Origin of the sequence: Pseudomonas sp. PB101 (assembly GCF_009764265.1) — a bacterium.
Lineage (GTDB): Bacteria > Pseudomonadota > Gammaproteobacteria > Pseudomonadales > Pseudomonadaceae > Aquipseudomonas.
Genome location: NZ_RWIR01000002.1, coordinates 1 through 14,129, shown reverse-complemented (window position 1 = coordinate 14,129; position 14,129 = coordinate 1). Strand labels below are relative to the sequence as shown.

At 63.2% G+C, this 14,129-nt stretch carries 12 protein-coding genes and 1 pseudogene; 11 read left to right on the top strand and 2 right to left on the bottom strand.

From position 1 onward, the window contains the following. Positions 1–46: 46 nt before the first annotated feature. The gene (locus tag EI969_RS00100; protein ID WP_160385386.1) at positions 47–1,321 is read right to left on the bottom strand and encodes a glycosyltransferase; all 1,275 of its coding nucleotides are present in this window, start codon (positions 1,319–1,321) and stop codon (positions 47–49) included. 100 nt (positions 1,322–1,421) lie between these two features. Then, positions 1,422–2,354, bottom strand: coding sequence for a GntR family transcriptional regulator (locus EI969_RS00095; RefSeq protein WP_103397385.1), 933 nt, complete (start codon positions 2,352–2,354; stop codon positions 1,422–1,424). Between the two features lie 199 nt (positions 2,355–2,553). Here EI969_RS00095 and EI969_RS00090 point away from each other — a divergent pair, with 199 nt between their 5' ends. From EI969_RS00090 to EI969_RS00045, 11 genes and pseudogenes are all read left to right on the top strand, one after another. Beyond that, positions 2,554–3,609: a spermidine/putrescine ABC transporter substrate-binding protein gene (locus EI969_RS00090; RefSeq protein WP_160385385.1), complete on the top strand. Its 1,056-nt coding sequence runs from the start codon at positions 2,554–2,556 to the stop codon at positions 3,607–3,609. 82 nt (positions 3,610–3,691) lie between these two features. Next, a complete protein-coding gene (locus EI969_RS00085; RefSeq protein WP_160385384.1) occupies positions 3,692–4,552 on the top strand; it encodes an ABC transporter permease in 861 nt (286 codons plus the stop codon). Then, positions 4,549–5,355 carry an ABC transporter permease gene (locus tag EI969_RS00080; protein WP_110661264.1) on the top strand — a complete coding sequence of 269 codons (807 nt, stop codon included), beginning with the start codon at positions 4,549–4,551 and terminating at the stop codon, positions 5,353–5,355. The genes EI969_RS00085 and EI969_RS00080 overlap by 4 nt, the downstream gene beginning before the upstream one ends. After that, positions 5,348–6,427 (top strand): ABC transporter ATP-binding protein, encoded by a 1,080-nt coding sequence (locus tag EI969_RS00075; RefSeq protein WP_160385383.1) that lies wholly within the window; start codon positions 5,348–5,350, stop codon positions 6,425–6,427. The genes EI969_RS00080 and EI969_RS00075 overlap by 8 nt, the downstream gene beginning before the upstream one ends. 32 nt (positions 6,428–6,459) lie before the next feature. Then, positions 6,460–7,743, top strand: coding sequence for a glycosyltransferase (locus tag EI969_RS00070; protein ID WP_160385382.1), 1,284 nt, complete (start codon positions 6,460–6,462; stop codon positions 7,741–7,743). Next, complete coding sequence (locus EI969_RS00065) at positions 7,736–8,104, top strand: cupin domain-containing protein (RefSeq protein ID WP_160385381.1); 369 nt, start codon at positions 7,736–7,738, stop codon at positions 8,102–8,104. Before EI969_RS00070 ends, EI969_RS00065 begins: the two co-directional genes overlap by 8 nt. Before the next feature lie 127 nt (positions 8,105–8,231). Next, the gene (locus tag EI969_RS00060; protein WP_110661547.1) at positions 8,232–8,576 is read left to right on the top strand and encodes a cupin domain-containing protein; all 345 of its coding nucleotides are present in this window, start codon (positions 8,232–8,234) and stop codon (positions 8,574–8,576) included. A gap of 5 nt (positions 8,577–8,581) precedes the next feature. Further along, complete coding sequence (locus EI969_RS00055; protein WP_160385380.1) at positions 8,582–9,655, top strand: aminoglycoside phosphotransferase family protein; 1,074 nt, start codon at positions 8,582–8,584, stop codon at positions 9,653–9,655. Further along, positions 9,636–11,144 carry an aldehyde dehydrogenase gene (locus tag EI969_RS00050; protein WP_160385379.1) on the top strand — a complete coding sequence of 503 codons (1,509 nt, stop codon included), beginning with the start codon at positions 9,636–9,638 and terminating at the stop codon, positions 11,142–11,144. The genes EI969_RS00055 and EI969_RS00050 overlap by 20 nt, the downstream gene beginning before the upstream one ends. A 27-nt stretch (positions 11,145–11,171) precedes the next feature. Next, positions 11,172–11,639, top strand: a pseudogene (locus tag EI969_RS30370) (NTP transferase domain-containing protein); the annotation flags it as partial. Between the two features lie 306 nt (positions 11,640–11,945). Then, positions 11,946–13,424, top strand: coding sequence for an aldehyde dehydrogenase family protein (locus EI969_RS00045; RefSeq protein WP_256678075.1), 1,479 nt, complete (start codon positions 11,946–11,948; stop codon positions 13,422–13,424). The last annotated feature ends 705 nt before the right edge of the window (positions 13,425–14,129 follow it).

Genomic DNA, 14,129 nt, shown 5'->3' with positions numbered 1-14,129 from the left:
GGCAGCGACGATGGCGTTCGCTTGCCCGAGGTTTTTGTTGTTTTGGCTAGAGGTCGAGAATCGCGCGGGCGGCAATGTCCGTGCCGCGGGTCGCCTGCATGCGCTGGCTGAACGATTGGAGGCGTTGTTTCATCGCCTGGTCGGCCAGCAGCTGTTCAAGGGCGGCGGGCAGGGCGGTCACGGGATCGGCAAAGCGCGGCAGGTAGCGGCCGACGCCGGTTTCCTCGGCGCGGGCGGCGTTGTCGTGACCGTCCCAGCAATAGGGAATGATCAGCGACGGCAGGCCGAAGTACAGCGCTTCGCAGAAGCTGTTGTTGCCGCCGTGGTGGATGAACACATCGCACTCCTTGAGTACCGCCGGCTGGGCAAACCAGCTGTCGAGGTACACGTTGTCCGGCACGGTGGTGTACATGTCGCGGTAGGCGCCGACGTTGACCAGGAAGCGATAAGGCAGGGTTTCGATCGTGCTGATCAGGCGCTTCATCATGCCGGTGTCGGCGGCGCCGAGGCTGCCAAAGCTGAGGTAGATCAGCGGCGCGTCGTTGTGCCGTGGAAAGTCCGGGACGATGTACGGCGCTTCGCGGCGCACGCAGCCGTCGAGGTACACGTAGCGCTGCGGATCCAGCGGTTGCCGGCGTTCATAGCGCACCGGTGTCGGCGACAGCAGCAGGTTCAGCCATGGCGAATCGGTGAGGAATTGTCCGGGTGGACACGGCGCGGTGCTGTTACTCAGGAGAAACTGCGAAAAGCGTTCATGGGCCGGTGCGACAGCCTTGAGGTACTGCTCGGTGTAACCCTCGCAGGCCTGGCGGTCACTGGCCAGGCACCCGGACAGGTACGGCGGCACGGCGGCATCCGGCAGTTCGGTCTCGGCGCAGGACACCACTCGCACCCACGGGCAGCCGGCGTTGGCGATGGCGGGGAACATCACCACGTTGTCGAGCACGATCACGTCCGGCTTCAAGCGGCTGAGCAATTGCTGCAGCGGCTTTTCCGACTCGATGGCGGTGTCGATGATCGCTTCCCAGGCCGGCGCCACGTAGCTGTCGATCTGTGCCAGCGGGGTCTGGTCGAAGTACGGGATGCTGCGTTCGATGAAACGCTCCCAGTAGTGCTGGTGTTCCGCCGCCGACAATGGGCTCACTTGCGGAATCGGGTATTCGTCGAAACCGTATTCGGCGAACAGCCCCTGGAAATGCTCATGGCAGATGAACACCGGTTTGGCGCCCAGCTCACGCAACGACTGAGCGATACCAATGCAGTTCAAGGCCGCGCCGAAACTGGCTTCCGGGAACAGGGCGATCAGTTTTTGTTTGTGCATGGCGAGGGACTGTCCATGGCGGGTCAAACCCGCCGCTCCTGAAGGTGTTTTTGATGCTGTCTTATTTTCAAAAAAAAATCATCATGTTTTTACAAGGTGGTTAGCGACGCCCGAACAGATGGCTTTGCGGGATGCCGCGGTTGGCGGTTTGCGGGCGTTGCGCGGCGCTCAGGCGCAGGTGCAGGCGCAGCAGGTCGGCGGCGATCTCCATCTGCCCACGCTCGATCTGCGCAATGATCTGCAGGTGCTCGCGCAGGGCTTCCTGCAGGCGGTGCACGCTCACCGACGGCAGCAGGTTCGGCAGGCGGCGCAAGCCCTGGTGCTGGAGCAGGGCGTCGCTGATGAAGCGGTTGCCGCAGCTCTGGGCCAGCAGTTCGTGGAAGCTGATGTCCAGCTCGCGAAACTGCTGCAGATCGAAGTCTTCCACGGGGCGGGCGAGCAGGGTTTGCATGGCGCTGCGCAACAGCGCCAGGCGTTGCGGGTCGGCATTGAAGCTTGGGCTGAGCAGGGCTTCGGGCTCGAGGATCAGGCGGAATTTCAGGCTTTCTTCGAGGGCGGCGAGGCTGTTCAGCGACGGGCGAAACAGCCAGGACTGGCCGGGGCCGCGCTCGATGGCCTGGCTTTCGCTCAATTGCTGCAAGGCTTTTTGCGCCGCCGGCCGGCCGATGTCGTAGCGGCGCATCAGTTCGCTGATGCTGATGCTGTCACCCAGACGCCCGGCCATGCGGTCACGCAGAACCGAGGCAGCCAGTTCTTCTTCCTCGGCTTGCGGCAGGGCGGCGTTGAATGCCGAGCCAGCCGGGGATGCCAACAGGGTGTAACCCTTGCCGGCCTCATGGCTCAGCAGATTCTCTTCCAGCAGCACTTTCAGTGCACCGCGAATCAGCGTGCGCGAGACCTGGAACGTGCGGGCCAGGGCCTGTTCGGCCACCGGGTCGCCGGCCACCAGGCCGCTTTCCTGGGTGTGCTCGAGGATGCGCCGGGCCAGTTCGAGGTGATTGGTGCGCGGTTTTTTTTCGGCTGTCGTGCTCAAGCGTCTTTTCTCGTTGTGATCCGCTGTGGGACTCAGTTGCTCATCTTATGTCATGCGCCGGTTGGACGTCAGGCCGGAAAAAATGCGTTGACATCTTTTGATGCTGGTCCTAATTTCTAAAAAAAAACACAAGCAATCGTTTCTCGTTTTGCCGTACTGCCTTCGAACACAACAATAAACAATCGTCGGGTGAGTATTTATGAGCAAGCTGAATGATCTTCTGTGCGCGGGATTGGCCGTTTCCCTGGCGATCGCCTCACAGGCTGCAAGTGCAAAGGACATGGTGATTTCCATCTGGGACGGCTACATGGCCCCGGATGCGCTGGAGAAGTTCAAGGCTGCCAGCGGTGTGGACGTCGACAAGGCGCTGCACGCCACCAACGAAGAAATCATGGGCAAGCTGATGGCCTCCGGTGGTGAAGGGTACGACGTGGTGTTCGTCTCCTCGCCGTTCGCCGAAGTCCTGCACAAGCAGGGGCTGCTGGCGGACATCGATCCGGTCAAGGTCCCCAACCTGAAAAACCTCTACCCCGAAGCCACGCACCTGGAATATGACCAGGGCAACCGGTTCTCCGTGCCTTACACCTGGGGCACCACCGGCATCTGCTACCGCTCCGACAAGGTGACGCCGGCGCCGCAGAGCTGGAACGAGCTGCTCAATCCGAGCGATGCGCTCAAGGGCAAGGTGACGATGCTCGCCACCGACCGCTGGATGCTCGGCGCCGGTTTCCTCGCCAAGGGCTGGTCGGTCAACGACAGTGACCCGGCGCAAATCGCTGCGGTTCGCGATCAACTGATCGCCACCAAAAAACGCATTCTGGCCTTCGACGACACCACCTTCTACTCCAAGCTGGCCTCCGGCGAATCGCTGATGGCCCACGCCTGGGACGGCTGGTGCAACTACGGCACGCAAGCCAACGCGGCGATCAAGTTCGTGGTGCCCAAGGAAGGGTCCGACCTGTGGGTCGACACCATGGTGGTGCTCAAGAGCTCGAAGCACCAGGACGAAGCCTTCAAGTTCGTCAACTTCATGCTGGCCAAGGAAAACCACGTCTGGGTCGCTGAAAACATCCTCTACAAAATCCCCAACCAGGCGGCCATGGCCGGGTTGTCCGCAGACCTGCTCAAGCAATACCCCAACCTGACCATCGCCCCGAGCGAGCTGGTGAAGATGGAGCAACTGCGCGACCTGGGCGGCACCACGCAAAAGGCCTACACCCGCGCCGTCACCGAAATCATGGCGGCGCAGAACTAACGCCGCATCGATTCGAGGCATGCCCGGCATGCCTCGCCACGCTCGCAAGCCGCCTCTGTCCCGAGGCGGGAGGATAGGGTTAATGAGTGCTTTGCATGCTGACAGGCGTCTGTCGGCCTGGCTTCTTGCGCCCGGCTTTGGCTGGCTGCTGATGTTCCTGGTGGTTCCGTGCCTGCTGGTGCTGGTCTACAGCTTCGTCGAACGCGGTGCCTACGGCGGCATCGACTGGTTGTTCACCTGGGAAAACTACCAGCGCGCGTTCGATCCGCTGTACCTGGGCATCCTGCTCAAGTCGGCGAAGATCGCCGGGCTGGCCACGCTGTTCGCGGTGTTGATCGGCTACCCGGCGGCCTATGCGATTGCCCGTGCGCCACGGCGGCGTCAGGCGGTGTATCTGTTTTTGGTGATGCTGCCGTTCTGGAGCAACTACCTGATCCGCACCTACGCCTGGATCGTCCTGCTCAACCGTGAAGGCCTGATCAACCGCCTGCTGCAAGTGTTCGGCTACAGCGGTGAACCCATCAGCCTGCTGTACACCGAGTCGTCCGTAGTCCTGGGGCTGGTCTACAACTACATCCCCTTCGTGATCCTGGCGATTTTCTCGTCGCTGTCGCGGATCAACAACGAACTCTGGGACGCCTCGAAAGACCTCGGCGCCTCGGGCTGGATGACCTTTCGCCGGATCATCCTGCCGCTGAGCGTACCGGGTATCGCAGCGGGCGCGGTGTTTGTCTTCGTGCTGAGCATCGGCAACTTCATCACCGCCGACCTGTTGGGCGGCAAGCAGGTGCAGATGGTCGGCAACCTGATCTATTCGCAATTCCTCACGGCGCGGGACTGGCCGTTCGGCGCGGCGCTGAGCTTCTTCCTGATCGCGATCATGCTGATCCTGTTGTTCATCCAGGCCCTGGTGGCCCGTCGTGCAGAAGGGGCGCGTTCATGAGTCAGCCACGTTCTGTCAGCGCCACCGTGCTCGGTTCGCACCTGGGGCTGGTGTACGCCTTCCTTTATATACCGATCCTGGTGTTGATCCTGCTGTCGTTCAACAAGTCCGGATTGCCCACCGCCTGGGGCGGCGTATCGCTGAAGTGGTACGCGGCGCTGGCGCACAACACGGCGATCCTGTCGGCGGCGCTCAACACCCTGATCGTTGCCTTGTCGGCGACCTTCATTGCCTGCGTGCTCGGCACCTTCCTGGCGCTGGGCATCGAGTTGCGCCGCAAGGACAACCACAAGGGCCAGGTGGTCGACACCTTGCTGATGGCGCCGATGATCATTCCCGACATCGTGCTGGCGATCGCGCTGCTGAGCTTTTTCAACCTGCTCAAGGTCGGCCTCGGGCTGCACTCGATCATCATCAGCCACGCCGTGTTCAACATCGCCTTCGTCTGCGCGGTGGTACGCACGCGGCTCAAGCACTTCGACTATTCGATTCTCGAAGCCTCGATCGACCTCGGCGCGGGCTGGTTCACCACCTTGCGCCGGGTGCTGCTGCCGGTGATTTTCCCCGGCGTGCTGGCCGGCGGTTTGCTCTCGTTCACCCTGTCGGTGGACGAATTCATCATCGCCTTTTTCAACTCCGGCTCCGGCCAGGCCTCGACCACGTTGCCCATGCAGATCTACGCCATGATCCGCTTCGGCGTCACCCCGGAAATCAATGCTCTGGCGACGCTGGTGATGCTGGTCAGCATCACCGCGCTGCTGGCTTCGCAGCGTCTCAACAAGGCTCCTCGCACCCATGAATAACTCATCTGCGGTACTGATCCTGGATAAGGTCAGCAAGTCTTATGGCAACGGCCTGGCGGTCAACGAGGTGTCGCTGAGCATCCGCGAGAACGAGTTCTTCGCGCTGCTCGGGCCGTCCGGCTGCGGCAAGACCACGCTGTTGCGCATGCTCGCCGGTTTCGAGACCCCCAGTGGTGGCTGCATCTACCTGGACGGCAACGACATCTCGCCGCTGCCGGCGAACAAGCGGCCGCTGAACCTGATGTTCCAGTCCTACGCGCTGTTCCCCAACATGACCGTGCGCAAGAACATTGCCTACGGCCTGGAGATGGAGCGCCTGCCGGAAAGCGAAATCCGCCGGCGGGTCGATGAAGTGCTGAGCACCGCGCAGCTGGGTGAGCTGGCCGAACGCAAGCCCGATCAACTTTCCGGCGGCCAGCGTCAGCGGGTGGCGCTGGCCCGGGCACTGGTCAAGCGACCACGGGTGTTGCTGCTCGACGAACCCTTGGGCGCCCTCGACAAGAAGCTGCGGGAGAAGATGCAGCTGGAACTCAAGCGCCTGCAACACGAGAGCGGCATCACCTTCATCATCGTCACCCACGATCAGGAAGAAGCCCTGGTCATGTCCGACCGCATGGCCGTGCTCGACGGCGGCAAGGTGTGCCAGTGCGGCAGCCCGACCGAACTCTACGAAAACCCCAACAGCCGTTTTGTCGCCAACTTCATCGGCGTCAGCAACCTGCTCGAAGGTGTGCGCACCGGTCAACACTCGGTGCGGGTCAACGGCCAGGAACTGAGCGTGGACACCGACGCGCCGCTGGTGAGCGGCCAGGCCGTTGCCGTGGTGGTGCGCCCCGAGCGCCTGCAAGTGCTGACGGAGCAGGGCGGCGATTGCGCCAATCAGGTCAGCGGCAAGATCGTCGAAATCGCCTACCACGGCCTCGACACCAACCTGCACGTGCAGACAGCGCTCAGCGACAAACCGTTGATCGTGCGCGTGCCGTCCTCGCAGTTCGAATTCGCCCATTTTGCAATCGACACGACCATCCGGCTGGGCTGGCAGGCCCGGCATGCCCGCGTATTGACACGCTGAACAATAAAAAGACCAGGCAGGAGCAGCACTCGATGAAACAGAAAGTGATCGCATTCTTTCCGGAAGCCGCCTACGGCCCGGCGCTTAACTCAGTGGGTATCGCCCAGGCGTGTGAAGCCCTGGGCCACAAGGCGGTGTTCCTCACCGACCCGGGCATGAGCGGTGTGTACGCCGGTTATGGTTTCGAAGAGCACATGGTCAACATGTCGGCGCCGATGCCGGCCGAGGAAATGGCCCGCTACTGGGTGGATTTCATCAACGGCCACATCCCGAACTTCCGCAAGTCGCCGCTCGACCAGATCGACAACTACGTCAAGGAATGCTGGGCGGCCATTGTCGAAACCGCAAAGTGGGCACAAAAGGATCTGCCGGCGGTGCTGGACAAGGTCAAGCCGGACCTGATCTGCGTCGACAACGTGATCCTGTTTCCGGCGATCAAGCAGTACGGCAAGCCGTGGGTGCGGATCATTTCCTGCTCGGAGAACGAGATCGAAGACCCGGATATCCCGCCGCACCTGTCGGGCATGAGCATCGACGACAAGGCCGGCCACGCGCAATTCCGCCAGCGCTTCGAAGAAGTGGTCGGGCCGATCCACGAAGACTTCAACCGGTTCCTCCAGGCCCATGGCGAGCAGCCGTATCCGCTGGGCACGTTCTTTGAAGCCTCGCCGTTCATGAACCTGCTGCTGTACCCGGATGCGGTCAAGTTCGACCGCCGCCATCCGCTGCCGGCCGAGCGTTTCCATTACCTGCAGGGTTGCGTGCGCCACGACACCCCGTACGAGATTCCGCAGTTCCGCGCGAACAACGACAAGCCGCTGCTGTACGCCAGTTTCGGCAGCCTCGGTTCCGGCGATGTCGAGCTGCTCAAGCGCCTGATCGAGGCGGTGGGCAAGCTGCCGTACCGGGCGCTGTTCAACGTCGGCGAACACCTTGATGAGTACCCGGACCTGCCGGACAACGTGCAGATTTCCAACTGGTTCCCGCAGCCGTCGGTGATCGCCCAGGTCGACGCGGTGATCCACCACGGCGGCAACAACAGCTTCACCGAGTGCCTGTTCTTCGGCAAACCGGCGATCGTCATGTCCTACGTCTGGGACGGTCACGACAACGCCATGCGCGCTGAAGAAAGCGGCCACGGCTTCAAGCTCGATCGCTACGAATGGAGCGAAGAACAGCTCGCCCAAAAACTTCACGCGTGCCTCAACGACGAGGCGATGCGCCAACGCCTGCAGCGCACCAGCGCGCAGATGCAATCCCGCAAGGGGCCGCAAGACGCGGCCGCGATTCTCGACAAGGTGCTCAACGATGCCTGATTCATCCACCACGGCGGGTATCACGCCGTACCTCGAAGCCGTCAGCAGCCGCACCGACCTGGTGGACTGGGGCGTGCAGAGCGACGCCGTCGAAGGCGTCTCGCATTCCAGCGGCCGCTTGCTGTTCAAGGGGCCGAATAACAGCCCGGAAACCGGGTTGTGGGTGTGCACGCCGGGGCGCTGGCGGCTGTCGATTCCCCGGGACGAGCTGTGCCATTTCATCGCCGGGCACGCGACCTACCGCCATGACAACGGCGAAGTGATCGAGGTTCGTCCCAACACCCTGGTGCTGTTCCCGGCCGGATGGACGGGTGAGTGCCACGTCCGGGAAACCCTGCGCAACGTTTACATGCTTGCTTGAATTTTGTAGGAGCCGGCTTGCTGGCGATGGCGGTACGTCGGGCGACATCTGTGTCGACTGTCCCGGCGCAATCGCCAGCAAGCCGGCTCCTACAGGTCCGAGAATGACCTTTTACTGGAGAAAATAAATGACTACCCCGTTTCTGTACGACCCGCTGAGCATCACCGACGTCAAGGATTGGGGCGTGATCCCGACCATGCTTGAAGGTGAATCCCGTGTTTCCGGCGTGGTGCTGCACAAAGGCCCCGAAGGCCAGTCCGAATGCGGCATCTGGATCTGCACCCCCGGCAAGTGGTTCTGCCATGTCACCAGCGACGAGTTCTGCCACTTCCTCGAAGGCCGCTGCACTTACGTCCACGAGTCCGGCGAAGTGATCGAGATCAAGCCAGACACCGCCGCCTTCTTCCGCAAGGACTGGAAAGGCGTGTGTACCGTCCACGAGACCGTGAAAAAGGTCTACATGATCCGGTGACTGCCATGACAGATGCACTGGCGTCATTGCCAACCCGTGAGGACCAGCGCGCCGCCTTCCTGGAGCGCGCCGGTTACGCCGGGGCCTTGCTGGTCGCCTTGCCGGCGGATGCTTCGACCCGGCGTTATTTCCGCCTGGACGGCGCCGGCCTGTTGCTGATGGATTCGCCGCCACACAGCGAACCCATCGGCCCGTTCGTGCGCATCGCCCGCCAGTTGCAGGGGCTGGGCCTTTCCGCGCCGGCCTTGCTGGAAGTGGACGAAGCGGCGGGGCTGGCGCTGATCGAGGATTTCGGTCACGACACCTACACCCGGCTGCTGCTGGCCGGGCATTCGGAGTCGGCGCTGTATCACCTGGCGGTCGATACGCTGGTGGCGTTGCATCGCGCAGCGCCCGCCGCGGAACTGGCGCCTTACGACGAGCAGCGACTGGCGGACGAGTACGCGCTGTTCATCGATTGGTACGTGCCGTTGCTGATCGGCAAAGCGGCGGCACTGGCCCTGCGCGACGAGTATCTGGGGATGTTCGCCGACGCCTGCCGCGACGTCGCACAGCGCCGCGAAGCCCTGGTGCTGCGCGACTTTCATGTCGACAACCTGATGCTGCTGCAAGGCCGTGAAGGTGTCGCGGCCTGTGGCTTGCTGGACTTCCAGGACGCGCTGGCCGGGGCGGCGGCCTATGACCTGATGTCGCTGCTCGAAGACGCTCGGCGCGATGTGTCCGAGGCGTTGCGGGTGGAGTTGATCAGTCATTACCTGTTGCAGCGCCCGGAGCTCGATGCGCTGCGTTTTCTCGACGACTACCGGCGCCTGGCCGCCCAGCGTCACGCCAAGGTGCTGGGGATTTTCGTGCGCCTGGCCGGCCGTGACGGCAAGCACGGTTACCTGGCGCACCTGCCGCGCACCCTCGGTCTGTTTGTCCGCGCCCTGGACGTCGAGGCCCTTGCGCCGCTGCGCCAGTGGCTTGACCGACACGTGCCGGGCTGGCGTGCGGAGCTGCCCGCCGAGACCCTGGCGACACTGCGTGAAACCCCTTATCGATTGGTTCAAGGATCATCCCATGGCCACGTTCAACACTGACACCGCATTGCGCTTCATCAATTCCGAGTTCCTGCCGCTGAGCGATGGCCGAGTGCGCGAAGTGCTCGACCCGGCGACCCTGCAACCGGTCGGGCAAGTCGGCGTGTGTGGCGAAGTCGATGTGCAAGCCGCCATCGACGCCGCCACCGCTGCGCAAAAACAATGGCGCCTGGTCGATGCGAAAAGCCGCGCCGCGCGCCTGCATCAACTGGCCAATGCCATCGAGCAGAACCTTGCCTGCAATCGTGAAGTGGCGCGCCTCATGACCCTGGAAATGGGCAAGCCGTTTCCCGAGGCCATGGGCGAGCTGGCCAACTGCGCGCCGATCTTTCGCTACTACGCGGAAATGGCCCGGGACGATGCCGGCAAGGTCGCCGGCACCACGCAGATCGGTTCCTTCCAGCATGTGCGCTATGAGCCCTATGGCGTCAGCGTGCACATCATGCCGTTCAATTTTCCGATCCTGCTGATGTGCTGGACCGTCGCCGCGTCGCTGGCGGCGGGCAATGCCTGCATCATCAAGCCGGCGGAAGCCACGACCCTGTGCACCCTCAAGTTCATGGAGCATTTCACCGCGCTGCTGCCCGGGCTGGTGGCCTGTGTGCCGGGCGATGCCGCGACCGCGCAGTTGCTGGTGCAGTCGGACCAGACTCACGCGGTGGCCTTCACCGGCAGTGTCGCGGCGGGTAAAGCCGTGGCCGTGGCCTGTGCCGAGCGGATGAAACCTTGCGTGATCGAGGCCGGTGGCAGCGATCCGTTGATCATCTCCCGACATGCGCCGCTGGATGTCGCGGCGGCGGGTGCGGTGACGGCTGCGTTCCACCTCAGCGGGCAGATCTGCACGTCGGCCGAGCGCTTCTATGTCGTCGACGAGGTCCATGACGAATTTGTCGCCAGGTTCGCCGAGCGCACCCGTGCCTTGCGCATCGGTCATGGCCTGGAGCGCTCGGAGATCGGGCCGATGGTCAGCGAGGCGGCGCGCAGCAAGGTCATGCGCCTGGTCGATGACGCCGTGGCCAAGGGCGCGAAAGTGGTCTGTGGCGGGCGGATTCCACCCGGGCACAACGTCGGCTGGTTCTATGAGCCGACCATCCTCACCGGCGTGACCGGCGACATGGCGATTCTGCAGGAAGAGTGCTTCGGCCCGGTGGCGGCGATCTGCCGTGTCAGCGATTTTGACGAGGCGGTGCGGTTGGCCAATGACTCGCCGTTCGGCCTCGGTGCCTCGCTGTTTTCCACGGACCTGGCCGAAGCCATGGAGGCTGCCGAGCGTCTGGAAGCGGGGATGGTCTGGGTCAATAATCCGCTGATCGACAACGATGCGCTGCCGTTCGGTGGCTGGAAGATGTCCGGCCTTGGGCGCGAGCTCGGGCGTCAGGGGCTGGAAGCGTTCCGCCGCTCGAAGATGGTCATCATCGACCACCAGCCGAAGATTCAGGACTGGTGGTATCCGTATGCCGACGACGTGTTCTATCGCGATCCGGCCTGAAGCCCGGATGCACACAGGAGGATCGCGATGAGCGACAACATTGACTGGCCGACGCTGGCGGTGATTCTCGCGGCCGGGCAGGGCACGCGCATGCGTTCGCCGCTGCCCAAGGTCTTGCACCCGGTGGGCAACCGGCCGTTGCTCGGCCATGTGCTGGCGGCGGTGGAGGCGGCGGGTATCGAGCAACGGGCGGTGGTGGTGGGCGCGGGCGGCGCACAGGTGGCCGAGTACCTGCAACAGGCCGCGCCGGCAGCGCAGGTGTTTACCCAGCACGGACAACTGGGCACGGCCCACGCGGTGCTCGCCGCGCGGCCGGCATTGCAGGCTCACGAGCAGGGTTGTGTGCTGGTGTTGTTTGGTGATTCACCTCTGATTACCCCGCAGACCTTGAACCGTTTGCGTCGGGCACTGATCGACGGCGCGGCGGTGGCGGTGGCGGGATTCCACACGCAGCAGCCGGGGCCTTACGGGCGCCTGCTGGTGGAGCGGGGGCGTTTGCTGGCCATCCGCGAAGCCAAGGATGCAAGCCCGCAGGAGCTGGACATCAACTTCTGCAACGGCGGGGTCATGGGCCTGCGCGCCGACACCTGCCTGTGGTTGCTCGATCGCATCGGCAACCGCAACGCCCAGGGCGAGTACTACCTCACCGACGCGGTGGCGGTGGCCAACGAGGCGGGGCTTGCGGTGGCTGCCGTGGAAGTGGAGGAAACCGACGTGCTCGGGGTCAATGACCGCGAACAATTGCAGGTCGCCGAACAGCTGTACCAACAGCGTCGGCAGCGCAGGATCAAGGAGTGCCCCATGGGTGACTATCAACGGTTGTACATCGGCGGGGAGTGGCTCAGCCCGGTTCAACGCGGTGTTTTCGACACGCTCGATCCGAGTGACGAGACGGTGCTGGCGCGGGTTGCCTCGGCGACCGCAGAGGATATCGAACTGGCCGTGGCCGCGGCGCGCAGGGCGTTTGACGAGGGTGACTGGCCCCGTTGGTCCGGCGCGCGACGGGCGCAGGTGCTGAGGAAGATCGCCGAGGGCATTCGTGTCCGTCAGGACGAACTCGCCGCCATCGAAGTGCGCGACAACGGCAAGCCGCTGCCGGAAGCGTTATGGGACATCGCCGACACCGCCGGCTGCTTCGACTTCTATGCCGGGCTGGCCGAGCAGTCGGATCAACACAGTGAACGGTCGATCGAGGTACCGGACGCGCGTTTCACCTCATCGGTGATCAAGGAACCGGTGGGTGTGGTCGCCGCGATCATCCCGTGGAATTTCCCGATGCTGATGGCCTCGTGGAAAGTCGCCCCGGCGCTGGCGGCCGGTTGCACCGTGGTGCTCAAGCCCTCCGAACTGACGCCGCTGACGGCGCTTGAACTGGCCGGCATCGCCGATAGGGCCGGGTTGCCGGCCGGGGTGTTGAATGTGGTCACCGGCCTGGGTCGCGAGGCCGGAGCGCCGCTGGCCGAACACCCGCAGGTCGACAAGATCGCCTTCACCGGCAGCGTGCCGACCGGGCGCAAGATCATGCAGGCGGCCGCCAGCGAGATCAAAAACATCAGCCTGGAACTGGGCGGCAAATCACCCTTTGTGATCTTCGCCGACAGTGATCTCGAGGCGGCGGTGGAATGGATTCTGTTCGGCATCTTCTGGAACCAGGGCCAGGTCTGCTCAGCCACTTCGCGGGTGCTGGTGGAACGCGGGTTGTACCCGGCATTGCTGGAACGCCTGATTGCCGCGACCGAGCAGATCCGCATTGGCCAGGGTTTCGAAGAGGGGGTGAAACTCGGACCGCTGGTCAGCCAGGGGCAACTGGACAAGGTGCTGGCAGCCATCACAGCCGGCCAGCGCGAGGGCGCCCGCCTGGTGTCGGGCGGGGTGCGGCCGGGTCATCTGCAGAAGGGGTATTACCTGACGCCGGCGATTTTTGCCGATGTGCCCGACGACAGCGCTTTGTGGTGCGAGGAGATTTTCGGACCAGTGGTGTGCCTGCGCGCCTTCGACACGGAGGCCGAAGCGATCCGTTTGGCCAATGATTCGCCGTTCGGCCTGGCGGCAGCGGTGATGTCCCGGGACATCCCGCGCTGCGAACGGGTCGCCCGTGGCTTTCGCGCCGGCATCGTCTGGGTCAACTGCTCGCAACCGACCTTCGTCGAGGCGCCGTGGGGCGGCTACAAGCAGAGCGGCATCGGTCGCGAACTGGGTGAGTGGGGCTACAACAACTACCTGGAAACCAAGCAGATCACCCGCTATAACGGCGAGCCCTGGGGCTGGTATTTGCAGTGAGGTGAGCACAAATCCGATCTGCCCTAGGCCCCGGGGCAGATCATTTTTACCGATTTGTACACTCATGGAACTGAAAACCCTTGTTGCACTCGAACCCTGTACGGGCGAAAGCGGGCGTCGTAACGCGAGCTTGCATTGAACGCCCGGTTGGCTGAAACGCCGGGAGGGTTGCATGGAAACGGGAGCGATGTACAAGTTCGTTGCGGGCTACCTGTTGGTGTGCGCGCTGCTGGCATGGGCGGTGGCCCAGGCGTCTCCGTGGATTGCCTCGCACCTGCTGCTGAACTGGATTCTCTAGCCCCGCAAAACCCCTCGATGCCTCACTCGATAATTCCCCCTGCAGCTGCCCGCTACAGCTTGCACCGCGAAGGTGCTGTCCTCTGTTTGAGCCACATCCTCTGAACTCCGAAAAATTTAATTCGAACGTAAACACTACGCGATCCCTTGTAGGAGCGGGCTTGTCGGGTCGCCGCATCGCAGCGATGGTCGTTAACGATAACGCGGGTAAACCGGATAAACGCGGCGCATTTGAATCCATCGCCAGCAAGCCGGCTCCTACAGGTATTGCGTGTTTCAAACCGGACGCGGTCTCTTGTAGGAGCTGGCTTGCCAGCGATGGTCGTCAACGATTACGCGGGTAAACCGGATAAACGCGGCGCACTTGAATCCATCGCCGGCAAGCCGGCTCCTACAGGTATTGCGTGT

Coding starts and splice junctions, on each gene's coding strand:
- EI969_RS00080 (WP_110661264.1), top strand. CDS start 4,549: ATGAGTCAGCCACGTTCTGTCAGCGCCACCGTGCTCGGTTCGCACCTG.
- EI969_RS00065 (WP_160385381.1), top strand. CDS start 7,736: ATGCCTGATTCATCCACCACGGCGGGTATCACGCCGTACCTCGAAGCC.
- EI969_RS00060 (WP_110661547.1), top strand. CDS start 8,232: ATGACTACCCCGTTTCTGTACGACCCGCTGAGCATCACCGACGTCAAG.
- EI969_RS00075 (WP_160385383.1), top strand. CDS start 5,348: ATGAATAACTCATCTGCGGTACTGATCCTGGATAAGGTCAGCAAGTCT.
- EI969_RS00070 (WP_160385382.1), top strand. CDS start 6,460: ATGAAACAGAAAGTGATCGCATTCTTTCCGGAAGCCGCCTACGGCCCG.
- EI969_RS00090 (WP_160385385.1), top strand. CDS start 2,554: ATGAGCAAGCTGAATGATCTTCTGTGCGCGGGATTGGCCGTTTCCCTG.
- EI969_RS00085 (WP_160385384.1), top strand. CDS start 3,692: ATGAGTGCTTTGCATGCTGACAGGCGTCTGTCGGCCTGGCTTCTTGCG.
- EI969_RS00100 (WP_160385386.1), bottom strand. CDS start 1,321: ATGCACAAACAAAAACTGATCGCCCTGTTCCCGGAAGCCAGTTTCGGC.
- EI969_RS00050 (WP_160385379.1), top strand. CDS start 9,636: ATGGCCACGTTCAACACTGACACCGCATTGCGCTTCATCAATTCCGAG.
- EI969_RS00045 (WP_256678075.1), top strand. CDS start 11,946: ATGGGTGACTATCAACGGTTGTACATCGGCGGGGAGTGGCTCAGCCCG.
- EI969_RS00055 (WP_160385380.1), top strand. CDS start 8,582: ATGACAGATGCACTGGCGTCATTGCCAACCCGTGAGGACCAGCGCGCC.